The sequence below is a fragment of the Paraburkholderia sp. DHOC27 genome (assembly GCF_003429005.1).
Classification (GTDB): domain Bacteria; phylum Pseudomonadota; class Gammaproteobacteria; order Burkholderiales; family Burkholderiaceae; genus Paraburkholderia.
In genome coordinates, this window is sequence record NZ_QVQV01000002.1 from 228,137 (window position 1) to 253,070 (window position 24,934).

General features: G+C 64.2%; 19 protein-coding genes. 11 read left to right on the forward strand and 8 right to left on the reverse strand.

All coding sequences use genetic code 11. The features are described from left to right. Positions 1-77: 77 nt before the first annotated feature. Positions 78-995: a LysR family transcriptional regulator gene (locus D0B32_RS09295; RefSeq protein ID WP_404935540.1), complete on the reverse strand. Its 918-nt coding sequence runs from the start codon at positions 993-995 to the stop codon at positions 78-80. Between the two features lie 163 nt (positions 996-1,158). Here D0B32_RS09295 and D0B32_RS09300 point away from each other — a divergent pair, with 163 nt between their 5' ends. Beyond that, positions 1,159-2,145, forward strand: a complete 987-nt coding sequence (locus tag D0B32_RS09300; RefSeq protein ID WP_117333672.1) for a zinc-dependent alcohol dehydrogenase family protein — start codon at positions 1,159-1,161, stop codon at positions 2,143-2,145. 9 nt (positions 2,146-2,154) lie between these two features. Here the strand turns inward: D0B32_RS09300 and D0B32_RS09305 are convergent, their stop codons facing one another. From D0B32_RS09305 to D0B32_RS09325, 5 genes are all read right to left on the reverse strand, one after another. Beyond that, positions 2,155-2,745 (reverse strand): YSC84-related protein, encoded by a 591-nt coding sequence (locus D0B32_RS09305; protein WP_117333673.1) that lies wholly within the window; start codon positions 2,743-2,745, stop codon positions 2,155-2,157. Positions 2,746-3,060: 315 nt separating this feature from the next. Then, a complete protein-coding gene (locus D0B32_RS09310) occupies positions 3,061-4,239 on the reverse strand; it encodes an acetyl-CoA C-acyltransferase (RefSeq protein ID WP_117333674.1) in 1,179 nt (392 codons plus the stop codon). 149 nt (positions 4,240-4,388) lie between these two features. Further along, positions 4,389-5,015: a bifunctional nicotinamidase/pyrazinamidase gene (gene pncA, locus D0B32_RS09315; RefSeq protein WP_117333675.1), complete on the reverse strand. Its 627-nt coding sequence runs from the start codon at positions 5,013-5,015 to the stop codon at positions 4,389-4,391. 111 nt (positions 5,016-5,126) lie between these two features. Further along, on the reverse strand, positions 5,127-7,211 hold the full coding sequence (locus D0B32_RS09320; protein ID WP_117333676.1) for a 3-hydroxyacyl-CoA dehydrogenase NAD-binding domain-containing protein: 2,085 nt from the start codon (positions 7,209-7,211) through the stop codon (positions 5,127-5,129). Between the two features lie 224 nt (positions 7,212-7,435). Further along, positions 7,436-9,082: a 3-(methylthio)propionyl-CoA ligase gene (locus tag D0B32_RS09325; RefSeq protein WP_117333677.1), complete on the reverse strand. Its 1,647-nt coding sequence runs from the start codon at positions 9,080-9,082 to the stop codon at positions 7,436-7,438. 227 nt (positions 9,083-9,309) lie between these two features. On the opposite strand from D0B32_RS09325, the gene D0B32_RS09330 reads away from it, so the two are divergent. From D0B32_RS09330 to D0B32_RS09350, 5 genes are all read left to right on the forward strand, one after another. Continuing rightward, a complete protein-coding gene (locus D0B32_RS09330; protein ID WP_117333678.1) occupies positions 9,310-10,866 on the forward strand; it encodes a YdiU family protein in 1,557 nt (518 codons plus the stop codon). 128 nt (positions 10,867-10,994) lie between these two features. Continuing rightward, positions 10,995-11,414 carry a peptide-methionine (R)-S-oxide reductase MsrB gene (msrB, locus tag D0B32_RS09335; protein ID WP_117333679.1) on the forward strand — a complete coding sequence of 140 codons (420 nt, stop codon included), beginning with the start codon at positions 10,995-10,997 and terminating at the stop codon, positions 11,412-11,414. 133 nt (positions 11,415-11,547) lie between these two features. Beyond that, entirely contained in the window at positions 11,548-12,081 is a 534-nt protein-coding gene (locus D0B32_RS09340) for a septation protein A (RefSeq protein ID WP_117333680.1), read from the forward strand. 7 nt (positions 12,082-12,088) lie between these two features. Continuing rightward, on the forward strand, positions 12,089-12,403 hold the full coding sequence (locus D0B32_RS09345) for a BolA family transcriptional regulator (RefSeq protein WP_117333681.1): 315 nt from the start codon (positions 12,089-12,091) through the stop codon (positions 12,401-12,403). 10 nt (positions 12,404-12,413) lie between these two features. Then, a complete protein-coding gene (locus D0B32_RS09350; RefSeq protein ID WP_117333682.1) occupies positions 12,414-13,193 on the forward strand; it encodes a peptidylprolyl isomerase in 780 nt (259 codons plus the stop codon). Positions 13,194-13,341: 148 nt separating this feature from the next. Here D0B32_RS09350 and purL read toward each other — a convergent pair whose 3' ends face one another. Then, positions 13,342-17,451: a phosphoribosylformylglycinamidine synthase gene (gene purL, locus D0B32_RS09355; RefSeq protein WP_117333683.1), complete on the reverse strand. Its 4,110-nt coding sequence runs from the start codon at positions 17,449-17,451 to the stop codon at positions 13,342-13,344. Positions 17,452-17,745: 294 nt separating this feature from the next. Here purL and D0B32_RS09360 point away from each other — a divergent pair, with 294 nt between their 5' ends. From D0B32_RS09360 to pgi, 3 genes are all read left to right on the forward strand, one after another. Then, on the forward strand, positions 17,746-19,047 hold the full coding sequence (locus D0B32_RS09360) for an FAD-dependent oxidoreductase (RefSeq protein ID WP_117333684.1): 1,302 nt from the start codon (positions 17,746-17,748) through the stop codon (positions 19,045-19,047). Between the two features lie 192 nt (positions 19,048-19,239). Next, positions 19,240-20,850, forward strand: coding sequence for an NAD(P)H-hydrate dehydratase (locus D0B32_RS09365; RefSeq protein WP_117333685.1), 1,611 nt, complete (start codon positions 19,240-19,242; stop codon positions 20,848-20,850). A 227-nt stretch (positions 20,851-21,077) separates the two neighbouring features. Beyond that, positions 21,078-22,700 (forward strand): glucose-6-phosphate isomerase, encoded by a 1,623-nt coding sequence (pgi, locus tag D0B32_RS09370; RefSeq protein WP_117333686.1) that lies wholly within the window; start codon positions 21,078-21,080, stop codon positions 22,698-22,700. 269 nt (positions 22,701-22,969) lie between these two features. Here the strand turns inward: pgi and D0B32_RS09375 are convergent, their stop codons facing one another. Further along, the gene (locus D0B32_RS09375; protein WP_117333687.1) at positions 22,970-23,662 is read right to left on the reverse strand and encodes an ABC transporter ATP-binding protein; all 693 of its coding nucleotides are present in this window, start codon (positions 23,660-23,662) and stop codon (positions 22,970-22,972) included. Between D0B32_RS09375 and D0B32_RS09380 the strand changes: the two genes are divergently transcribed. Both D0B32_RS09380 and D0B32_RS09385 read left to right on the forward strand, forming a co-directional pair. Continuing rightward, the gene (locus D0B32_RS09380; RefSeq protein ID WP_117333688.1) at positions 23,661-24,341 is read left to right on the forward strand and encodes an arylesterase; all 681 of its coding nucleotides are present in this window, start codon (positions 23,661-23,663) and stop codon (positions 24,339-24,341) included. The genes D0B32_RS09375 and D0B32_RS09380 overlap by 2 nt on opposite strands. A gap of 114 nt (positions 24,342-24,455) precedes the next feature. Then, complete coding sequence (locus tag D0B32_RS09385; RefSeq protein ID WP_117333689.1) at positions 24,456-24,794, forward strand: hypothetical protein; 339 nt, start codon at positions 24,456-24,458, stop codon at positions 24,792-24,794. Positions 24,795-24,934 lie beyond the last annotated feature (140 nt).

Below are 24,934 nucleotides of genomic sequence, written 5' to 3' on the forward strand. Positions count from 1 at the left end.
GTTGCAAGGTACCGTGCTATGCACTGTCACCGGTCGGAGTTGCAGCCGCGGTGGCCATGACCGAAATATAGCAACCCCTACTGTTTTATGCAAGGTACTGTTTTATGCACGCGTCCCAGCCGCTCATTCAGAAGCTCATTCAGCCGCCCCCCCAGCGCCCCGATCGTGATATCCAGCAGCGCCCGCAGACGCGCGACGCGCCGCAGATCGCGGTGATAGCCGAGCCAGACGTCCCGTCCCGGCGGCGCTTCGCCGAGATCGATACGCCGCAGCCCCGCCGTGCTGTCCCCCAGCAGACACGGCAGCACGGCGAAGCCGCCGCCTTCGGCGCACATGCGCGCCTGCGCGCCGCGATTGTTGCTGCCGAAGGCAATCCGCGCGTTCGGCAGCATGTGCTTCACCCATTCCACGTCCGGTAGCGTGCCGAATGCGCTGTCCATGCTGATGATGTCGAAGCCCTCCCCGTCGCCCGCTCGCGGTGCGACGAGGTCCAGCCGGCCATAGAGCGCGTAGTCCATACGCATCAACTTGCGCTGGATGACGTCGGGCTCTTCAAACGGCGTGATGCGGAACGCCAGGTCCGTTTCGCGGCGGGCGAGATTGTAGGGGCGCGAATCCGTGACCAGCTCCAGTGACACGCCCCGATGTTGCGCGAGAAAGCGCGCGAACACGGGTGTCAACACGTGCACACCGAACCAGTCCGACGACGACACGCGCAACAGACCGGTCAGTCTGGCGTCCGTGCCGGCCAGCGCCCGCGTAAAGCCCAGCGCTTCCTCTTCCATCCGTTCGGCATGAGCAAGGACCGCGGCGCCCTCGTCGGTCAGCACGAAGCCGTCGCGCGTGCGCTGAAACAGCGCGTTGCCGACCGCCTCCTCCAGCGCCCGCAGACGCCGGCCCATGGTCGGCTGGGTTTGCCCGATCTGACGCGCAGCCGCGCCCAGCGTGCCGCAGCGGGCAATCGCCAGAAACACACGGACGTCACTCCATTCCATCGCTCGCTCAGTCATTTTTGTTTGATTATCATTCTGATTCTTTGATGTACATGCATTTACGCATGATACAAGATGGATGCGTGGCCTCGTTGCATCAACGGCTCATCACACGATAGATCCGCTCCCAAACCGGATTGATCTCCAACCGAAAAAGGCACCCATCATGTCCATGCAGGCACTCGTTCTCAACCGCTACCACGGTCCTTTGGAACTGACCGAGGTGTCGATGCCGCGTCCCGCGCGCGGTCAGGTACTGGTGCGGATCGCAGCGAGCGGACTGAATCCGCTCGACACCAAGATCCGCGCCGGCGCCGCTGAGCACGCCAAGCACCCGTTGCCGCTGGTGCTTGGAATCGACATGGCCGGCGTGGTCGCGGAAGTCGGCCCAGGCGTCACTGCGTTCGAGGTGGGTGACGAGGTGTATGGCATGACGGGCGGCGTCGGTGGCATTCAGGGTTCGCTTGCGCAGTACGCAGCCGTCGACGCCGATCTGCTCGCGCTCAAACCCGCCAATCTGTCGATGCGTGAAGCCGCCGCATTGCCCCTCGCGTTCATCACGTCGTATTCGGGCATCGTCGATCGGGCGCGCGTCGAAGCAGGCCAGACGGTGCTGGTTCAGGGCGGTGCGGGCGGCGTGGGCAGCGTGTCGGTGCAACTGGCGCGCGCGCTTGGTGCGCAGGTCTTTGCGACGGCCAGCTCGCGCGATCAAAGCCTGATCGCCGCGTGGGACGCGACGGCAATCGACTATCGGACCCAGAGCGTCGAGCAATACGTCGCGGCGCACACGCACGGCAAAGGCTTCGATGTGGTGGTGGACACGGTGGGCGGCACGACGCTCGATGCATCGTTCGCCGCCGTCAAACATTTCGGCCACGTGGTCAGCGCGTTGGGCTGGGGCACGCATACGCTCGCGCCGCTGTCGTTTCGCGAGGCGAGCTATTCGGGCGTGTTCACGCTGTATCCCCTGCTCACGGGCGAGAATCGCGCGCACCACGGCGCCATGCTACGGGAAGCCACGCGGCTCGCCGAAGCGGGACAGTTGAAACCGCGTCTTGATCCGAGCCGGTTTGATCTGGCTTCGGCGGAGTCGGCCTACGAGGCTCTGACGAGCGGCACGGCGCGCGGCAAGGTCGTGGTGGACGTGGTGTGATGCCCCTCGTCAAATCAACAGCCGCGACACCTTGGTCCCTTCCAGCGAAATGCCCGCCATCAACCCCGCGTTGGTCATCACGAACGCGACCACCGGGCTCATCGCCGTGGACGTATCCAGGTTGCCATTCGCGCCGATCTTCGCGAGCGCGACGGTGGCATCCGCGCCGGCCGCCCAGCCCTGGCTCTGCGTAAAGCGCCCGAGCGCCTCTTCCGTCAGGAAGGCGAACACCATCGCCTTGGATTGCGCGCCGATCTGCAGCCCGAACGAACCGGCGACTGTGCTGTAGTAGCCCGTCGTCTGCCCGTCGACACGCAAGCCGCCCTGCCCGTACTGTCCGCCAAACCAGAAGCCGGCCGAGAACACCGACGGAAACACCAGCACGCCGCGTGCTTTCGCGAGGATTTCCTGCGAGCCGTTCACAGTGGATTGCAGACGGGTCAGCGTCGAATCGATGCCGGCGTTGATGATGTTGCGCTGTTGTGCGTTGTCCTCGGCGGTCTCTCCCGAACCGAGCGGTGTCGTCGTACAGCCACCGAGCGTGAGTCCGCTCGCCGCCAGCAGCACGCTGGTGCCGGTAATGAATTGACGTCGATGCATCGTCGCTTTCCTATGAAGAGTGAGTGAGATGAGACCCGCTAACACCACTGCGTGACAAAGCGTTGTACGGCATTGAAATCCGTTTTGCGTTCATCTGCAACCGTTTCATTGGCATTTGCGCCAACCCGTGTTGAAGCTTCGCGTGTTGAGTTGCGATTGCCGCCCGCTTCATACGAAAAGCTCACGCGACAAGGCGCGTAAACGCCAAGCGGGCGCAAGCCGGAAACGACGTTTTCACATCGCCCCAACCTGCGCCCGCTCTTCATAGTGCACTGCCGCGTCAACGACAGTCTCTAACGCGTCCCTCACTCACCCTCAAACGATTTCGAACAGCCCCGCTGCGCCCTGGCCGCCGCCGATGCACATCGTCACCACCACCAGCTTCGCGCCGCGCCGCTTGCCTTCGATCAGCGCATGGCCGGTCAGACGCGCACCCGACACACCGTACGGGTGGCCCACCGCAATCGCGCCGCCGTTTACGTTGAGCCGGTCTTGCGGAATGCCGAGCTTGTCCGCGCAATACAGCACCTGCACGGCGAAGGCCTCGTTGAGTTCCCACAGGTCGATGTCCTCGACCTTCAGGCCGGCTTGCTTGAGCAGCTTAGGCACCGCGAACACCGGACCAATGCCCATCTCATCCGGCTCGCAACCGGCCACCGCGAAACCGCGGAAGATGCCGAGCGGCTGCAGGCCTTCGCGTTCCGCGACCTTGGCGTTCATCACCACGCACGCCGATGCGCCATCCGAAAACTGGCTCGCGTTACCGGCCGTGATCACGCCGCCTGGCAGCGCCGTGCGAATCTTCGCGACGCCTTCGAGCGTGGTATCCGCGCGGATGCCTTCGTCGGCGGCGATCGTCACTTCCTTCGTGAAGAGACGCCCGCTCGCTTTGTCCGCGACGCCGGCAAGCACTGTCATCGGCACGATCTCGTCGTTGAACTTGCCGGCTTCCTGGGCTGCGGCCGCGCGTTGCTGCGAGCGCACGCCGTATTCGTCCTGACGATCCTTCGAAATCGAATAGCGTTTGGCGACGTTCTCGGCGGTCTGCAGCATCGACCAGTAGATCTCGGGCTTGTTCTGGTTGAGCCAGCCCTCGAACATCATGTGGCGGTTCATTTCGTTTTGCACACACGAGATGGACTCCACCCCGCCCGCCACGAACACATCGCCCTCACCGGCAATCACGCGCTGCGCGGCGAGCGCAATGGTTTGCAGGCCCGACGAGCAGAAGCGGTTGACGGTCATGCCCGGTACGCTGACCGGCAGGCCGGCGCGCAAGGCGATCTGGCGTGCGATATTGCCGCCGGTCGCGCCTTCGGGATTCGCACAGCCCATGATCACGTCTTCGACGCGCGCCGGATCGAGCCGGGCGCGCTCCACTGCGGCGTGCGTCACGTGGCCGCCGAGCGTTGCACCGTGGGTCATGTTGAAGGCGCCGCGCCACGATTTGGCGAGGGCCGTGCGGGCGGTCGATACGATTACGGCGTCAGTCATGCATGTCTCCTGCTTCCAATGTTAAGTGGGGTGCGCGGCGTGCCCGGTAAGCAGCAATCCTTGCCGTCAAGCTGACCGGGAAGCGCTGGCGTCGTAGAGGCATGAGGTGGTTCAGGCAAGCTCAGCCCGAAGTCCCGTGCCCTACCCGCTTACGCTTCGAGATCCGCGGCCTGCACGCGCTCGACACCCGCTGCGAGCAGATCGCGCCACGCTGCCGCGAGCGACCCGTTGAGATCGATGGCGCGGGTTGCGTCCTCGATCAGTGCAACTTCAAATCCTGCCGTGCGCGCATCGAGTGCCGACCACGCGACGCAATAGTCCGTCGCAAGGCCACAGCACCAGACGCGCCGCACGCCGGTTTCGCGCAGATAGCCCGCGAGACCCGTCGGCGTTTTACGATCGGCTTCGAGAAAGGCCGAGTAGCTGTCCACCTGCACGTGATGTCCTTTACGAATCACGGCACGCGCATGCGGAATGTCGAGCCCGGCATGCAAGGCGGCGCCCGCTGTGTTCTGCACGCAGTGGGTGGGCCACAGCACCTGCTCGCCATACGGCAACGTGAGCATCTCGAAGGGCTTGCGCCCTGGGTGATTGGCGGCGAACGAAACGTGCGAGGCCGGATGCCAGTCCTGCGTCAGCACCACGTGACTGAAACCGCGCGCAAGGCGGTTGATCACCGGCACGACTTCGTCGCCGTGCGCCACGCCGAGCGCGCCGTCCGGCATGAAATCGTTCTGCACGTCGATGACCAGCAACACCTCGTCGGCGTTTCTCATCACGTCCTCTCGCCCATTTCGCTCATCTCACTCGCTCGCCCAACTTGCCCGCATCTCGGTGCCGCGCGTTCGCCGCGGCGTCTGCCATCCGCCGCTCAGCCAATCAGCCGCTTAGCCGTTAAACCCGCGGCCTTCGCCAGCCAGTTTCGCAATGCTCGGCGCAAGCTGCCACGCGTCGCCGTTCGGCCGCGCGGCATAGCCGCGAATCGCCCGCTCGACGTTGTAGAGGCCCACCGTATCCGCGTAGAGCATCGGGCCGCCGCGCCACAGCGGGAAGCCGTAGCCGGTCAGATACACCATGTCGATATCCGAGGCCTTCGACGCAATGCCCTCTTCGAGAATCTTCGCGCCTTCGTTGGCGAGCGCGAACACCAGCCGTTCGACGATCTCTTCGTCGCTGATCTTGCGACGCTGCGTGCCCGCTTCCTGCGAAAACGCGACGATCATCTCGTCCACCAGCTTCGACGGATACGCGGTGCGATCGCCGGCTTTGTAGTCGTACCAGCCGCCGCCGGTCTTTTGCCCGAAGCGGCCCGTCTCGCACAGACGATCGGCGATCTTCGAGTAATGCATGTCCGGATGTTCCTGATAGCGACGCTTGCGGATCGCCCAGCCAATGTCGTTACCGGCGAGATCGCTCATGCGGAACGGGCCCATCGCAAAGCCGAATTTCTCGATCGCCTTGTCGACCTGCGCGGGCAATGCGCCTTCTTCCAGCATGAAAAGCGCCTGACGGATGTACTGCTCGATCATGCGATTGCCGATGAAGCCGTCGCACACGCCCGACACCACCGCCGTCTTCTTGATCTTCTTCGCCAGTTGCATGACGGTGGCGAGCACGTCCTTGGCCGTATGCTTGCCGCGCACCACTTCGAGCAGCTTCATCACGTTGGCCGGGCTGAAGAAGTGCATGCCCACCACGTCCTGCGGACGCTTCGTGAACGCGGCGATCTTGTCGACATCCAGCGTGGAGGTGTTGGACGCGAGAATGGCACCCGCTTTCGCGACTTCATCGAGTTGCTTGAACACCTGTTCCTTCACGCCGAGTTCTTCGAACACGGCTTCGACGATCAGATCGGCCTGCTTCAGATCGTCGTAGGAGAGCGTGGGCGTGAGCAACGCCATGCGCTGTTCGAGCACCTCGGGCTTCAGCTTGCCCTTCTTCACCGTTGCTTCGTAGTTCTTGCGAATCGTTGCGATGCCACGGTCGAGTGCTTCCTGCTTCGTTTCGAGCAGCGTGACCGGCAGGCCCGCGTTGAGGAAGTTCATCGCGATACCGCCGCCCATCGTACCGGCGCCAATCACCGCAACCTGTTTGATCTCGCGTACCGGCGTATCGGAGGGCACATCGGGAATCTTGCTCGCAGCGCGTTCGCCGAAAAACGCGTGACGCAGCGCGCGGCTTTCCGGCGTCTGCACCAGCGCCACGAAGCATTCGCGTTCGAACGCGAGCCCCTTGTCGAAGCCGTTCTTCACGCCGAACTCGACGGCGTCGATGCACTTGTGCGGCGCCGGATAGTTCTTCGCGATCGCCGCGACGCTGTTGCGCGCGAACTGGATGAAGCCTTCCGCATTCGGATGTTCGATCTTGCGATCACGCACCTTCGGATGCGGACCGCTCGCGCCGCCCACCTTGCGGGCGAACGCGAGCGCGGCTTCGGCCAGATCGCCTTCGACGACGGCGTCGAACAGGCCCGACTCGGCCAGCTTCTCCGACATTACCGGCGCGCCCGCGACGATCATGTTGAGCGCCGCTTCGAGGCCGATGGCGCGCGGCAGACGCTGCGTGCCACCCGCACCCGGCAGAATGCCGAGCTTCACTTCCGGCAAGGCGATCTGCGCACCGCGCGCGGCGAGGCGGTAATGCGCGCCGAGCGCGAGTTCCAGACCGCCGCCCATCGCGACGCTGTGGATCGCCGCCACGACCGGCTTCGCGCTGCTTTCGACGGCCTTGATGACCGTGTGCAGCGTGGGTTCCTGAGTGGCTTTGGGGGTATTGAATTCGGTGATGTCCGCGCCGCCCGAGAAGGCTTTGCCGGCACCCGTCAAGACGATGGCCTTGACGGCCGGATCGTTTTGCGCGCGCGCAAGCCCTTCGACGATGCCGGCTCGTGTCGACAGACCGAGCCCGTTGACCGGGGGATTGTTCAGCGTGATGACGGCCACGCCGTCATGAGTCGTATAGTCCACTGCCATCTGCCTGCCTCCATGCGGTGAGGCGGCGCATGACGCGCCGCCTGTGCCGGTTCATTGTCCGACATTTCCGGGTCAGCAAGCAGAATACACAAAAAAGCACGCTCGTTCAATTTATAGCGTAAAAGGGTTTCCCCTGGGTGTTCGTGCCGCGCAGTTTCACAGGACGCCGAGGTATCGCGCCCTGCGCTTTCGAACCAGCATGCGTGGGTTCAAGACAGTGCGTTTCAGACAGCACGCTCCACGGCACCCGGCAGCACGTGATCGCGAAACATCTCGCGCAGCCGCAGTTTTTGCAGCTTGCCGGTGGCGGTGTGCGGCAGTTCATCGACGAACACCACGTCGTCGGGAATCCACCATTTCGCCACCTTGCCCTGGTAGAACGCGAGCAGTTCCTCGCGCGTCACCTGGGCGTCCTTGCGCTTGACCACCACCAGCAGCGGCCGCTCGGTCCACTTCGGATGCGAGCAGGCAATGCAGGCAGCTTCGGCCACGGCGGGATGCGCGATGGCCACGTTCTCGACCTCGATCGAGCTGATCCATTCGCCACCCGACTTGATCACGTCCTTGCTGCGATCGGTGATGTTGAGGAAGCCGTCCTTGTCGATGGTCGCGACGTCGCCGGTCGGAAACCAGCCGTCGACGAGCGGCGAGTCGTCCTTGCGGAAATACCGGTCGATCACCCACGGGCCGCGCACGTGCAGATCGCCGAACGCGACGCCATCCCACGGCAGATCGCGGCCCTCCGCGTCGACGATCTTCATGTCCACGCCGAAGATCACGTGGCCCTGCTTTTCGCGCAGCTTGCGCTGCTCGTCCGGCGTGCGCTGCGCCTGTTCCCATGACAGGGTGGCGAGCGTGCCGAGCGGCGACATCTCGGTCATGCCCCAGGCGTGAATCACGCGCACGCCGTAGTCTTCCTGGAAGATACGCAGCATGGCAGGCGGACAGGCCGAGCCGCCCACCACCATGCGGTTCAGCGAGGAAAACCGTACACCCGCCTGCTTCATGTAGGTGAGCAAGCCGAGCCAGACCGTGGGCACGCCCGCAGTACACGTCACGCGCTCGCTTTCGATCAGCTCGTACAGCGACTTGCCGTCGAGGTCCTTGCCGGGAAACACCAGACGCGTGCCGCCCAGCGGCGCGGCGTGCGGAATGCCCCACGCGTTCACATGGAACATCGGTACCACGGGCAGCACGGAATCGCTCGAGGAAAAGCTCATCGCGTCGGGCATCGAGGCGCCGAATGCATGCAGCACGGTGGAACGATGCGAGTACAGCGCGCCCTTCGGATTGCCGGTCGTGCCGGACGTGTAGCAAAGATACGAGGCGCTGCGCTCGTCGAGCACGGGCCAATCGTATGCGCCATCCTGCGCGGCCAGCAGCGTTTCGTAGCAGAGCACGGGCGTGTCCATCTGCGGCAGATGCGCCTCGTCGGTCAGCGCAATCCAGCCGCGTACCTTCGGACACTGCGGTGCGAGGCTATCCACGAGGGCGGCGAACGTGATGTCGAACAGCACGTAGCTGTCGTCCGCGTGATTGATGATGTAGGCGATCTGGTCCGTGAAGAGCCGCGGATTGATGGTGTGGCATACCGCGCCGAAACCGGCCGTACCGTAGTACGCCTCAAGGTGCCGGTAGCCGCACCAGGCGAGCGTGGCGATCCGCTCGCCGGGCTGCACGCCGAGCGCAATCAGCGCCTGTGCCAGTTGTTTCGCGCGCTGTTCGCAATCGCGGTAGGTGTAGCGATGCACGTCCCCTTCGATACGCCGCGACACGATCTCCGTTGCGCCAAAATGCCGTGCGGCATGCGCAAGCAGCGAAGATACGTTGAGCGGCACATCCATCATCTGCCCCAGCAGCGGCGTCGTCATATAAGCGCGTCTCCTCGCTTTCGCTTGTCATGGATTACAGACTGGTTGCGGCCCGCGTTCGTGGCTGTGTTCGTCGCCGCCTTCGTGGCCGCGTTTGTGGCCACGTCCGTGGCTGCGTTTATGGGCGCATTGGCAGCCTGATGCAGCACCGCAGGCACCGTGCGCCGGCCCGCCAGCAGCGCCGCGGGCGCCGACTTACAATATCGGTTAATCCAGAGGCGCTCAATATGTCGTTTTCCCCAAGCATTTCCGGCCTGACGGGCCCGGTGGCGGCGCTTGCCGACGCCCTCGGCACGACGCGCGAAGGCGCGTTTGCACAACTCGGCAGCGTCTTCATGACCCGCCTGCCAGCCGCGCCGCTGAGCGCGCCCTATGTGGTGGGGTTCTCGCCAGACACGGCTGCCCTGCTCGGTTTCGATGCCGCGCTCGCACAAGACCCCGCGTTCGCCGAATTCTTTTCCGGCAACACCACACGTGACTGGCCCGCCGAGTCGATGCCATATGCGTCGGTGTATTCAGGACACCAGTTCGGTGTGTGGGCCGGTCAGCTCGGCGATGGACGCGCGCTCGGCCTCGGCGAGATCGAACACGACGGCACGCGTTACGAACTGCAACTCAAGGGCGCGGGACGTACGCCCTATTCACGCATGGGCGACGGACGCGCGGTGCTGCGCTCCTCGATCCGCGAATATCTGTGTTCGGAGGCCATGCATCATCTCGGCATTCCCACCACGCGGGCGCTGTGCGTGATCGGCTCCGATCAGGCGGTGCGGCGCGAAGAAGTGGAAACGGCGGCGGTGGTCACGCGAGTGGCGCCGAGCTTCGTGCGCTTTGGCCATTTCGAACACTTCTATTCGAACGACCGCGTCGATGCCTTGCAGGCGCTCGCCGATCACGTCATCGAGCGTTTCTATCCGCAATGCAAGGAAAGCGACGATCCGTATCTGGCGCTGCTGGAGACGGCGGTGCAATCCACGGCGGACCTGCTCGCGCAATGGCAGGCGGTCGGCTTTTGCCACGGCGTGATGAACACGGACAACATGTCGATCCTCGGGCTCACCATCGACTACGGTCCGTTCGGCTTCATGGATGGCTTCGACGCGAGCTACATCTGCAATCACTCCGATTCGCAAGGCCGCTACGCGTACCGGATGCAGCCGCAGATCGCCTACTGGAATCTCTTCTGCCTCGCCCAGGGTTTGTTGCCGCTGCTCGGCCAGCAGCACGACGAAAACGTGCGCGGCGAGCAGGCAGTGAAAGATGCGCAGCGTGTGCTGGAAGGTTTCAAAGACCGCTTCGCACCCGCACTCGAACGCCTGATGCGTGCCAAGCTCGGCCTGCAGACCGAGCGCGCAGGCGACGACGCGCTCGTCAACCGGCTCTTCGAAGTGATGCAGGCCAACCGCGCGGATTTCACACTGACGTTCCGTCATCTGGCGCGGGTTTCGAAGCACGATGCGAGCGGCGACAGCAGCGTTCGTGACCTGTTTCTGGATCGCGCCGCCTGCGATGCATGGCTGAACGACTATCGTGCGCGGCTGTCCGAAGAAACGCTCGACGACGCGGCGCGTGCCGTTGCAATGAACCGCGTGAACCCCAAATACATTCTCCGCAATCACCTCGCAGAGACCGCGATCCGACGGGCGCGGGAAAAGGATTTTTCGGAAGTCGAGCGCCTTGCAACTGTCTTGCGCCGCCCTTTCGACGAACAGCCGGACTACGAAGCGTATGCCGCGCTGCCGCCCGATTGGGCGAGTTCGCTGGAAGTCAGTTGCTCTTCGTGAAAGACGCCGGCAAAAACCGCTGCAAAAGCGCCCTTTGCGCCGCGTTCCGAAGCTGAATGCTTGCAAGCCGGTCCGGTGCCAACCGGACCGCCCCAAAAACCAGACCGAGATAGAGACAGGATACGACCATGAGTTCAGACGACACCAAAACCGCTGCCCCCGCCTTGCAGAAAGACGACGCCGAATGGCGCAAGCAACTTTCGGACATCGAATATCAGGTTACGCGTCACGCCGCCACCGAACGTCCGTTCACCGGGCGCTACCACGATCACTGGGACCGCGGCATCTATGACTGCGTCTGCTGTGGCACGCCGCTGTTCGAATCGGACACCAAGTTCGACGCCGGTTGCGGTTGGCCCAGCTACTTCAAGCCGATCAACGGCGAAGTGATCGCGGAGAAAACCGATCGCACACACGGCATGCTGCGTATCGAAGTGCAGTGCAAGAACTGCGGCGCGCATCTGGGCCACGTGTTCGAGGACGGCCCGGCGCCCACTGGACTTCGCTACTGCATCAATTCGGCTGCGTTACAATTCGAGCCCAAGTAACGCTCCGCGCGGGACGAGACGAGCGGTGCCGCCGGCTGGCGCGCCGCCCTCCCGTCATACAAAATACTTATCCCGCTTGCGCGACGGCGTCCGGCACTGTCTACCCTGCTCCTTAATCAGCCCCGCCCAGATAATGAAATTCCTGTTCGATCTGTTTCCGATCATCCTGTTTTTCGTCGCGTTCAAGATATGGGGCATTTTCACGGCGACGGCCGTGGCTATCGTCGCCACGCTGGTGCAGATCGCGTGGGTGGCGTTCCGCCATCGCAAGGTCGATCCAATGCTGTGGGTGAGTCTCGGTGTCGTCACGGTATTCGGCGGCGCTACGCTCGTGCTGCACAACGACACCTTCATCAAGTGGAAACCCACGGTGCTCTACTGGGCGTTTTCGGTCGCGCTGATCGTCTCGCAACTGGCGTTCAACAAGAACCTGATCGAAGCCATGATGGGCAAACAGATCACGCTGCCGCATCGCACGTGGAGCCAGCTGAGCGTGGTGTGGGCGGTGTTCTTCGTGCTGCTCGGCCTGCTCAACCTGTTCGTTGCGTATCACTTCTCAACCGACGCCTGGGTCAACTTCAAGCTGTTCGGCGCAACCGGCTGCCTCGTGGTGTTCATCGTCGGCCAGAGCCTGTGGTTGTCGAAATACATGAAAGAGGAAGAGTGAGCGAATCATGAGCGACGACACCTTCCTGCACGCCTCGCCTGCCGAGCGCATGGCCTTGATCGAAACGCGCCTGAGCGCCGCGCTTGCGCCACTGACTTCCATCACCGTGCGCGACGATAGCGCCCAGCATGCGGGGCACGCCGGCGCCTCCGCGGGCGGTCATTACAGCGTCACGATCGTGGCCGCTGCATTCGCCGGCAAGCCCCGCGTGGCGCGGCACCGCTTGGTGTATGATGCGCTGGCCGATGCCATGCAGCGCGGCATTCACGCCCTCGCAATCACGGCATACACGCCCGAAGAATTCGATTTGCAGTCCCGTTAGGAAACTTCCGATGACCTTGAAGAAAACCCGCCTCTGGGTATTGCTGGCCGCTTTTGCGGCTGCGCCTGCGTTTGCACAGAACATCGCCGTGGTGAACGGCACGCCGATTCCGAAAGCACGCGTCGATGCGCTCGTCGATCAACTGGTCCATCAGGGTCAGCAGGATTCGCCGCAGTTGCAGGCCGCCGTGCGTGAAGAGCTGATCAACCGTGAAATCCTGATGCAGGAAGCGGCTCGCCGTGGCATCCCCACGCGTCCGGACGTCAAGGCGCAAGTCGCCGTGGCCCAGCAGACCGTGGTGCTGCGCGCACTGATCGAGGACTACCTGAAGAACAATCAACCGACCGACGAAGAAATCAAGGCGCGCTATGACGCATTGGTGAAGGACGCGGGCGGCAAGGAATATCACCTGCATCACATCCTCGTGGACAACGAGCAGCAAGCCAAGGATCTGATCGCGAAGATCAAGGCCGGCGCGAGCTTCGAAGATCTCGCCAAGCAATACTCGAAGGACCCGGGATCGGGCAAGAATGGCGGCGACCTCGACTGGTCGGATCCGAAGGCTTACGTGCCGGAATTCGCTGCTGCTGCCGAGAAGCTGCAGAAAGGTCAGATGACGGATACGCCGGTGCATACGCAATTCGGCTGGCACATCATCCGTCTCGACGACACGCGTGCGATCACCCCGCCGCCGCTCGAACAGGTGCGTCCGCAGATCGTCCAGCAGATCCAGCAGGAGAAGCTGCAGGCGTACGAGGAAAGCTTGCGCAAGAACGCGAAGATTCAGTGAATGGGATGGGCGCTGTCATGAACCGCGTGTTCTGACTGGCGCTTAACCTCACGAATCACGAAGCTTTCGCTGGCGCGCTCACTGCGACGCCGCCAACAAAAAAGCCGCCCTGAATGGGCGGCTTTTTTGCGTCTACAGCGTGGGACTTTTATCCCAACCAGCGGCGTGCGTTCTGGAACACGCGCATCCACGGGCTGCCGTCGTTCTCCTGCCAACCCTGCGGATGCCAGCTCATCTGCACCGTGCGATGCACGCGCTCGGTGTGCGGCATCAGCACCGTGAAGCGCCCGTCCGGCGTCGTGACGGACGTGATGCCGTCCGGCGAGCCGTTCGGATTGAACGGATACTGCCCGGTTGCCTGACCGCGGTGATCGACGAAGCGCATCGCCACCGCCACCTTCGACGCATCGCCCTGCTGCGAGAAATTGGCGAAGCCTTCACCGTGCGCCACGGCCACCGGAATGCGCGAGCCTTCCATGCCGTTGAAGAAGATCGACGGCGACTGCTGCACTTCGACCAGCGAGAAGCGCGCTTCGAATTTCTCCGACTTGTTGCGCGTGAACTTCGGCCACGCTTCTGCACCCGGGATCATCGACGCGAGGCTGCTCATCATCTGACAGCCGTTGCAGATACCGAGCGCGAAGGTGTCGCTGCGGCCGAAGAAGGCCGCGAACATGTCGGCCAGTTGCGCGTTGAAGCGAATCGTCTTCGCCCAGCCTTCGCCGGCACCCAGCACGTCACCGTACGAGAAGCCGCCGCAGGCCACTGCACCGGCGAAATCCGCGAGCGTTGCGCGGCCCGCCAGCAGATCGCTCATGTGCACGTCATAGGCATCGAAGCCGGCGCGATCAAACGCATACGCCGTTTCCAGATGCGAGTTGACGCCCTGCTCGCGCAGGATCGCCACACGCGGACGTGCACCCTTGCCGATGAACGGCGCGGCCACGTCCTGTGCCGGATCGAAGCTCAGATGCGGCGTGATGCCCGGGTCGGCGGCGTCCAGCAGCACGTCGTATTCAGCATCGGCACACGCCGGGTTGTCGCGCAGACGCGCGATACGCCAGCTCACTTCGCTCCACGCGCGTTGCAGTTCGGTACGCGGCGCTTCGTAGATCTTCTTCGCGTCGCGATAGATTTCGATGGTGTCGCGGTCGTTGGTCTTGCCGATCACATGCGAGCATGCTGACAGACCGTGCTCACGCAACGCGCCCAGCACCAGATCGCGGTCCTCGGCACGCACCTGAATCACCGCGCCCAGTTCCTCGTTGAAGAGCGCGCGAATCGTGCGGTCTTCGCGGCGGCCGCTGGTCTGCTTGGCCCAGTCTTTGGCGTCGCCGTAATCGGATTCGTGGTTCGGATCGAGCGTCAGCATGTCCACATTCAGCGACACGCCTACGTGACCGGCAAACGCCATTTCGCAGACCGTCGCCCACAGGCCGCCGTCCGAGCGGTCGTGGTAGGCGAGCAGCTTGCCGTCGCTGTTGAGCGCCTGAATGGCGGCGAAGAAACGCTTGAGATCTTCGGGATCGTCGACGTCAGGCGTCACATCGCCAACCTGCTGCGTGACCTGCGCAAGAATACTGCCCGCGAGACGATGCTTGCCGCGGCCCAGGTCAATGGCGATCAGCACGGTGTCACCGGCTGAATCGGCACGGCGCAGTTGCGGCGTGAGATGGCCGCGCACGTCTTCGACCGGCGCGAACGCGGAGATGATCAGCGAGACCGGCGCGACCACTTCCTTCGCGACACCCTGGTCTTCCCACTTGGTCCGCATGGAGAGCGAATCCTTGCCCACCGGAATGCTGATGCCCAGCGCCGGACACAGTTCCATGCCGATGGCCTTGACCGTGTCGTACAGCGCGGCGTCTTCCCCCGCGCTGCCGCACGCAGCCATCCAGTTGGCCGACAGCTTCAGCTTGTCGAGCGACGCGATGGGCGCCGCGGCAATGTTCGTGACCGCCTCGCCGACCGCCATGCGGCCCGACGCCGGCGCGTCGATCACGGCGAGCGGCGTGCGCTCGGCCATCGTCATCGCTTCGCCGCGGAAACCGGCGTAGTCCATCGTGGTGATCGCCACGTCGGCCACCGGCACCTGCCACGGGCCGACCATCTGGTCGCGCGCGGTCGTGCCGCCCACCGAGCGGTCGCCAATCGTAATCAGGAACGACTTGCTTGCCACCGTAGGATGACGCAGCACGCTCACGGCGACTTCCGACAGCGCGATACCCGTGACATCCACCGGCAGCAGCGTGGTGGCCACACGCGTGACGTCGCGGTGCATGCGCGGTGCCTTGCCGAGCAGCACTTCCATCGGCATGTCGACCGGCTGATGCGCGGCGTCGGCGGGCTGTTCGGTGTCGATCAGCTTCAGTTGACGTTCGTTGGTCGCCGTACCGATCACGGCAAACGGGCAACGCTCGCGCTCGCAGATGGCCTGGAATTCGGCCAGATCGGCGGGCGCAATGGCCAGTACGTAACGCTCCTGCGCTTCGTTCGACCAGATTTCGCGCGGCGACAAACCGCTCTCTTCCAACTGGATCTTGCGCAGTTCGAAAATGGCGCCCTTGCTCGCACCATCCACCACTTCCGGGAACGCATTGGACAAACCGCCCGCGCCCACGTCGTGGATGCTCAGGATGGGATTCTTCGCGCCGAGCTGCCAGCACGCGTTGATCACTTCCTGCGCGCGCCGCTCGATTTCCGGATTGCCGCGCTGGACTGAATCGAAGTCGAGTTCAGCGGTGTTGGTGCCGGTGGCCATCGAGCTGGCCGCGCCGCCGCCCATGCCGATGCGCATGCCCGGACCGCCGATCTGGATCAGCAGCGAGCCTTCCGGCAGATCGTGCTTGTGAGTGTGCTGGTCCGAAATATTGCCGATGCCGCCGGCGATCATGATCGGCTTGTGATACCCGCGCACGCGGCCGCCGACGTTCTGTTCGTAAGCACGGAAATAGCCGCCCAGATTGGGCCGGCCAAATTCGTTGTTGAAGGCCGCGCCGCCGAGCGGCCCGTCGATCATGATCTGCAGCGGCGAGGCGATGCGGTCCGGACGGCCGTAGATCTGCTGCTCGTCGGCCGGGTTGCGATGGCCGACCGGCTGCAAGGTATCGCGGGCGTTTTCCCAGCTTTCACGGGCGTCCGGCAAGTCGAGGTTCGACACGGTGAAGCCCGCCAGGCCCGCCTTCGGACGCGCGCCACGACCGGTCGCGCCTTCGTCGCGGATTTCGCCGCCCGCGCCAGTTGCCGCGCCAGGGAACGGCGAGATCGCCGTGGGGTGGTTGTGTGTCTCCACCTTCATCAGCGTGTGGGTCAATTCCACGTGGCGAGCGTAGTGCTCTTCCAGTGCTTTGGCGCCGCCCGCCTGGGTGGTCTGCGACGTCTGCGAGGCCTGGTCCAGCTTGCGCGGGAACCAGCGCTCGGCGTCGCCGCCGGCCATGATCGCCGAGTTATCCGAGTAGGCGACGATCGTGCCTTGCGGATTCAGCTTCTCGGTGTTGCGGATCATGTTGAACAACGAGATGTCCTGCTTCTCGCCGTCGATGGTCCATTCGGCGTTGAAAATCTTGTGACGACAGTGCTCGCTGTTGGCCTGCGCAAACATCATCAGTTCGACATCGGTCGGGTTGCGGCCGAGCTTCGTGAACGCATCCACCAGGTAGTCGATTTCGTCGTCGGCCAGCGCGAGGCCCAGTTCCGTGTTGGCGCCTTCCAGCGCGGCGCGGCCGTTGGCCAGCACGTCCACGGTTTGCAGCGGTTTGGCCGGCAGTTCGTCGAACAGATGCATGGCGTGGTCACGCGAAGGCGCCACGCTCTCGGTCATGCGGTCGTGCAGCGCGGCGATCACAGCGGCGCGCGCTTCGTCGGACAGCGCCTTCTTGCCGCCCAGCAAACCGCTCTTCAACGTCACCGTATATTCGATGCCGCGCTCGATGCGGCGCACGTGCGTGAGACCGCAGTGATGGGCGATGTCCGTCGCCTTGCTGGCCCACGGCGACACCGTGCCGAAACGCGGGACCACGAGGAAGGTTTCAGCCGTGCCGCGCTCCTTGACTTCCGCGAACGGGTCGCCGTAGTGCATCAGCGCTTCGATCTTCGCGCTGTCTTCCGCGCCAAGCGGCGCCTGCGCGTTCACGAAGTGCAGATACTGGCCGCGGACGCCGGTGATATTGGCGTCGATGCGGGTGAGCGTATCGAGCAGGCGGGTTTGACGGAAATCGGATAGGGCCGAAGCGCCGGGGAAACACGAGAAGTGGGCCATGGACTTGACGTTGCGTCTGTGAGTCGCGCGTGCGGGCGACGTGAGGCGAAAGGAAGTCGGAGATTATACCCCGGGAAGGCCTTCCAGCGCCCTGCTGCGTGAGCGCCGGGCGCTGCCTGAAACGCCCGCGCGCGGCGCTTTTTACGGCACCGAGGCCCGCGCGTGAGCCCCATTTGGCTGCTATCATTCGCCCTTTCATCAGATCGGTGCAGCCGGCTTCGCGCAGGCGCCGCCTGTCACGCATACGGGGAAACGCAGCTCGAACGCGCGTTTCACCCGCAAAACGAATCAAACATGGATGTCATTGTCATTGGCGGCGGAATCGTCGGTGTCGCCACCGCTTACCAACTGCGTGCAGCAGGCCACCGGGTGTGCGTCGTCGAACGCTACGCGACCGTTGCCCAGGGCGCGACCTATGGCAACGGCGGCACGATCCTGCCCACCCCGCTCGACGTCTGGTTCGGGCCGACCTTCATGCACAGCCGCCAGGGCGCGAAAAGCGGCGTGATTCGCAAGAGCGGGTTCAACAGCGCCGTGCGCGGCTTCGAGCGTCAACTGGCGGCATTGCAGGAGCCCGAGGCATTCAGCCGGCAGTATGGGCTGCTGCGGCCGCTGATCGAAAGCTCGCGCGACGCGATGACCGACATCGAAAGCCGCCTCGGCCTCGAATTCGAACAGTCGCAAGGCGTGCTGTATCTGACCCGCACGGCACAGGAATGGGCGCAGACGCAGCCCGCACTCGAACTGCTGCGGCAATTCGAAGTGCCGCACCACGTATTCACGGCGGCAGAATGCGCGGCCTTCGAGCACTCGGTCCCGACCGACCCCGACTTCGCCGGCGGCGTGCTGTTCGACCAGGAGCGCACCGCCAATTGCCCGCTCTTCACCAAGCTCATCAAGCAGACGCTCGATACGCAAGGCGGCGTCACCTTCATGCTGAACCGCGAAGTCGCGGCGATCCGTCTGGATGGGCAGCGCGCTGCTGTCGAACTGGCGCCGCGTCTGGGCGAAGTGACCTCGACGCGTGAAGTGGACGTCATCAACGCCGACGCGATCGTGGTCGCTGCGGGCGTGGGCTCGTTGCCGCTGCTCGAACGGCTGGGCATGCGCGTGCCGCTGCATCCGCTGCGTCTGCACACGCTGTCCGCACCGATCGCGCATGAGGAATGCACGCCGCATGTGGCGGTGGTCGACGCCGTCAAGCGCATCACCGTCACCCGCATGAATCACCGCCTGCGCATTGCCGGCGGCGCGGTGCTGCAACCCGCCAACCAGACCGACAAGGTGTTGCCCGAAGCCGTGACCAAGGACGCGCTCGCGCTGCTTGGTCAGGCCACGCACGACTGGATTCCGGGCGCGGCCAAGATCTCCGCGGCGCTCTCGTGGGACGGCGTGAAGCTGCTGTCACCGGATGGCCTGCCGCTGGTCGGCAATGCCGTGCATCCACGGCTCTTCGTCAACGTCGGGCTGGGGCCGGCGGGCTGGGGCCTCGCCTGTGGGGCCGCGAAGCTGGTGGCCGATCTGGTCAGCGGCGTCACGCCGGATCTGCCGGAAGACACGCTCGCCGCGCTGCGGCCGGAGCGGTTTCGCGGTTGAGGCGCGCGGTTGAGGCGTAGTGGCGCGTCATTGCACGTCATTGCGCGTCATTGCGTTTCGTCGCGCGGGCTGTCTCGCGCGTCCTCTCGCAGGTGTGATCGGGCGTCCTGCCTCGCGCGTATCCTCTATCCGCACTACCATGACGGTTCCAGGCCCTCGCTCCCGTCAGGGCCGCTCCCCCGACGCTGCCCCATGACCGACGCCACGTCTGCTGCTGCCGCTGAAAATCCCGTTCTCCTCAATACGCACGAACGTGCGCTCGCGCTCCTGAGCGTCGCGGATCTGCGCGCGCTCGAACACGATGCCGCCGCTGGCTTGCCGCCCCACACCTTGATGGCGCGCGCCGGACACGCTGCCGTCCAGTTTCTGAAAGAGCAACTGACGCAAGCCGATGCCGATGACCCTGATGCCGTGGTCACGAGCCGGGCCGGCCAGCCGGTCTGGATCGTCGCCGGTCCCGGCAACAACGGCGGCGATGCGCTGGTGGTCGCCGCCGGCTTGCGCCGCGCCGGCTTCGAAGTGGAAGTCTGCATGCCGGTGGAAGTCAAACCGGACGACGCCCGCTGGGCGCTCGGCGAGGCACGCGCGGCCGGCGTGACGATCAACACGGCCCCGCCCGCCTCGTTCGACCGCTATAGCTGGCTGGTGGACGGCATGTTCGGCATTGGCCTCGCGCGCCCGCTCGACGGCCTCTTCGCCACCCTCGCCCAGGCCCTGACGCAGCGCGCCAAACGCCACGGCCGCGTGCTGGCGCTCGACGTGCCAAGCGGCCTCGACAGCGACACCGGCAACGTGGTCGGCGGCGGCGCTGCCGTGCGTGCAACCCATACCGTGACCTTCATCGGCGCGAAGCCGGGGCTCTTCATGGCCTCCGGCCGCGATCTGGCGGGCGCCGTCACTGTGGCGCCGATCGGCGTGGATACCAGCGCCCGGCAAGCGGTGCTGCTCAACGCGCCCGCCCTGTTCTCACCGTATCTGCCGCCGCGCGATTTTTCGACCAACAAGGGCACCTTCGGCAGCCTCGCGGTGGTCGGCGGCGCCACCGGCATGTGCGGCGCGCCGATCCTCGCGGCGCGCGCCGCGCTGCACACGGGCGCAGGCAAAATCCACGTCGCGCTGCTCGGCAGCGGCGCGCCGCCTTACGATCCGCCGCATCCGGAATTGATGCTGCATGCCATCGACGACCTGCCGCTCGACAAGATGGACGCCCTCGCGATTGGCTGCGGCATGGGCGACGGCGAGCGCGCCATCAAGGTGCTCGACGACGTGTTGCCGCTCGACGTCCCCAAGCTGCTAGATGCGGACGCCCTCAACCTGATCGCCGCCAATGCTGCGCTGGCCGGCAAGGTGGCCGCACGCGGCGCGCGCAGCGACCCTTGCGTGCTGACGCCGCATCCGCTCGAAGCGGCGCGCCTCGCCGGTTCCGATACGCCGACCATCCAGCGCGACCGGCTCGCCGCCGCGCGCGCTCTCTCGGCGCGCTTTGCCAGCGTCATCGTGCTGAAAGGCACGGGCACGGTGATCGCCGCGCCGGATGGACGCATCACCGTCAATCCGACCGGCAACTCGGGGCTTGCCACCGGCGGCACCGGCGACGTGCTGGGCGGCATCATCGGCGCGCTGTTGGCGCAACGGCTGCCACCCTATGAGGCGGCGCTGGCGGGCGTCTATCTGCACGGCCTTGCGGCCGATACGCTGTCCGCGCAAGGCAACGGCCCCGCCGGCCTGACTGCCGGCGAACTCGCGCCGATGGTGCGGACCCTGCTGAACCGGATGTTCTATCCGGCTGCGTCACCCGGTTGACACAAGCCGCGGCGACGGCGCATGGCCGCCTGGAGGCGCCACACGTCTCGCTATCTGGGCAGCCTGCTCGCTTCACTGCCGCGCGCGCGCCAAGACCGCTATACTGGAAAACCACGCTGTCCGGCCGGAAATCCGTGCGAATTCGAGCCCCGGCAGCGTGTCAGAACATCCCCCGGCTGCGCCTCGCGCACTGCCTTCCATTCGTGCCTTTCGTTAGACGGACGATCATGACATTGAGCTACCTACCCTCCTGGTCCTCGCTGCAAGCCCATTACGACAAGATCCACGATGAGCATATGCGCGACTGGTTCACGCCTGCGAACGATCCCGCGCCGACCCGTGCCGAGCGCTTCGCGTTCGCCGGCGGCGGTCTCGCGGCCGACTTCTCGAAGAACCGCATCAAGGACGAAACCCTCAAGCTGCTGGTGCAAGTGGCACGTGAAGCCGGCGTCGAGAAACGTCGCGACGCGATGTTCGCGGGCGAAATCGTCAACCCGACCGAAGGACGCGCGGTGCTCCACACGGCGCTGCGTTCGAGCGATCCGAAGTCGCCGTTCCACGCTCAGGTGATGGCCGAGCGCGCCAAGATGGCCGCGTTCGCGGACAAGGTGCGCAACGGCGAATGGACCGGCTACACGGGCAAGCGGATTCGCCATGTGGTGAACATCGGCATTGGCGGTTCGGACCTCGGTCCGAAGATGGTCGTGAACGCACTGCATCACCTCGCCTCGCCGGAACTCAAGAGCTACTTCGTGTCGAATGTGGACGGCGCCGATCTGTACCGCGTGATGCAGCAGGTCGATCCGGAAGAAACGCTCGTGATCGTCGTCTCCAAGACCTTCACGACGCTCGAAACCATGACCAACGCGCACTCCATGCGTGACTGGTTCATCGAAAAGGGCTGCCCGGAAAACGAACTGCACAAGCACTTCGTGGGCGTGTCGTCCAACACGGCCGAAGTGGTCAAGTTCGGCATTGCGAAGGAAAACATCTTCGAGATGTGGGAATGGGTGGGCGGCCGCTATTCGCTGTGGTCGGCGGTCGGCTTGTCGATCGTCATCGCGATTGGCCCGAAGCAGTTCGACGAGCTGCTGGCCGGCGCCGAAGAGATGGACAAGCACTTCCGCGACGCGCCGCTCGAGCACAATCTGCCGGTGCTGCTCGGCATGATCGGCATCTGGTATCGCAACTTCTTCGGCTCGCAAAGCTATCTGGTGGCGCCGTATTCGGAAGCGATGCACTACCTGCCGTCATACCTGCAACAGCTGGAGATGGAGAGCAACGGCAAGTCCGCGCGGCTCGACGGCAAGATGGTCGATTATCCGACCGCCGCCGTCACGTGGGGCGAGCCGGGTACCAATGGTCAGCACGCGTTCTTCCAGATGCTGCACCAAGGTCCGACGATCGTGCCGATCGACTTCATCGCCGTGCTCACGCCGGAGCATCCGCTGGTGAGCCATCATCCGAAGCTGCTGGCCAACTGCTTCGCGCAGAGCGAAGCGCTGATGCTCGGCCGCACGCTGGAAGAAGCGAAGAAGGTAGCGGGCCCGGACAAGCCGGAGCTCGCCCCGGCTCTCGTCTTCCCTGGCAACCGCCCCACCAGCACGCTGATTCTCGAGGCGCTCACGGCGCGCTCGCTCGGCGCGCTGATCGCACTGTACGAGCACAAGGTGCTGGTGCAAGGCACCGTGTGGGATATCAACTCGTTCGATCAGTGGGGCGTCGAGTTGGGCAAGATCCTCGGCAAGGTCGTCGAGGCCGACATCACGGCTGCGAACACGGATGCGGGCAAGCATGATTCGTCGACCTCTGCGTTGATCGCACGGGCGCGGGCCGCGTTGAAACGCTGAGTTTTGCGCGCCTGATGAGGGTTAGGTTCTGGGGATGACGCGCACGGATTGATCTTTGGTAGTGCGCTGGATGTCAAGGAAGCGGGTCGCTCAGGCGGCCCGCTTTTTTTTGTGGGTGTTTTGATTGACTGCGTTTGAATGCGTTTAATGCGGCGGGCTGTTTCTGCCTGCAAAAGGGGTTTGTTCTGAGCGGGGTTCTGCTCTCAACAGGCATTTGCCCGCACCACGCTATTGCCGGCGCGTGGCTTTGTCCGCGCTTCCGGTCACGCTTACGCCGTGACCAGCCGCCCTGCCTCAATCGTCACCGTGGCATCACAACGTCGGGCCAGTTCGATGTCGTGCGTGACGAGAATCAACGTGGCGCCGTTCGCGCGATTCATCTGGAACATGAGGTCGATCACCGCGTGTCCCGTTGCGGCGTCGAGACTGCCGGTAGGCTCGTCGGCGAACAGGATGGCCGGATGCGTGACGAAGGCGCGTGCGAGCGCGACGCGCTGCTGCTCGCCGCCCGACAGCAGCTTGGGGTAATGGCGCGTGCGTTGCCCGAGCCCGACCTGGTCGAGCAGACCACGCGCGCGGGCCGCAGCATCGCGCGACGACACGCCGCCCTGCAACTCCAGCGGCAAGGTCACATTCTCGAGCGCGGTGAGATGCGGCATCAATTGAAACGACTGGAACACGAAGCCCACCGAGCCATTGCGCAGCGCGGCACGCTGGTCTTCGTTCAACTGCGTGAGTTCCTGGCCGAGCAGCCGAACCGACCCGGAGGTCGCGCTGTCCAAACCTGCGAGCAAGCCGAGCAGCGTAGACTTGCCCGACCCGGATGCACCGACGATTGCAACGCTGCTGCCGCCTTCGATGGAAAGGTCGATATCATCGAGAATCGTCAGTTCCCCCGTTGCATCCTTAACCCTCTTACACAACCCCCGCACTTCGATGACTGGATCAGTTTTCTTTTGCATGGTGAAGCGTAGGTTGAAAGTGCGCCTGGCTGCGCTGAATGCATCGTTCGGACTCATGCTGCTCGCCGCGTCGATACCGTTGACCGTGCATGCGGCCGACACCCCCGAGGCGGCCCGACCTGTAATCGTGGTGCTCGGCGACAGCATCTCCGCCGAGTACGGCTTACCGCGTGATTCCGGCTGGGTGGCCTTGATGCGTCAACGTCTGGCCGGCGAGCGTCTCGATTATAGCGTTGCGAATGCAAGCATCAGCGGCGACACCACGAGCGGCGGACGCGCCCGCATGCCGGAACTGATGCAGCGGCTCAAACCCAGCATCGTGATCGTCGAACTGGGCGCCAACGACGCACTGCGTGGCGTGCCGCTCGCGACCACCGAAGACAATCTGCGCACGATCATCGAACAGGCCCAGCAAGGTCATGCGAAGGTCGTGCTGGTCGGCATGTACGTGCCGCCTAATTACGGCCCCGACTACACGCAAAAGTTCCACGGTCTCTATGGGCAACTGGCACAACAGTTTCATGTGCAACTCGTGCCGTTCCTCCTTGCTGGCATAGCGGATAAGCCGGAGATGTTCCAGGCCGATCAGATGCACCCGAACCAGCAGGCACAAACCGTGCTGCTCGACAACGTGTGGCCGACACTGAAACCACTGCTGCATACCGCTTCCCCTCACTGACAAGCCCTTACATCTTGTTTCCAACAACGGGGAACGCGTGCAGCAAGTGTCGTTCTGACACTTTCGCGAACGCGAAACCCGGCTCAATTTTGAGCGATTTTGTGAGGAGATGACGTGAAATACCTACCGATTATCGCTTTGACCGTTGCAATTTCCGCCTGTGCCGGACAGCCGCCCGCCGGCGTGCAGTCCGTTGGACAGAGCCAGCAGCCGCCCAAGGCGGTTTCCCAATGTATCGCCCAGAAATGGGCTGACGCCTCGCAACAGCAGGTGGTTTCGCAAGACACGCTGGCCAATGACCAGGGCATGGACGTGTATGTTCCGGGTCAACAACCGCCTAACGGCGCGGCCGCCGTGGTGCGCCCGGGCAACGGCACGGGTTCGTGGGTCGGTTATCGCGCGGGAGCCGCTTCTGGTGGCGATGCCACCGGTGCGATCAGCGGTTGTCTGTAAGACTATTCCGCTGAGCAGCTAGCCGACGGTTGGCGAGCTGGATGAAAAAAACCCCGCATTTGCGGGGTTTTTTCGTTTCAGGCATCCTGGCTTCAGGTGCGCTGATTGGTTAGTTTGTTCAGGTGGCCTGATTGCTTTGC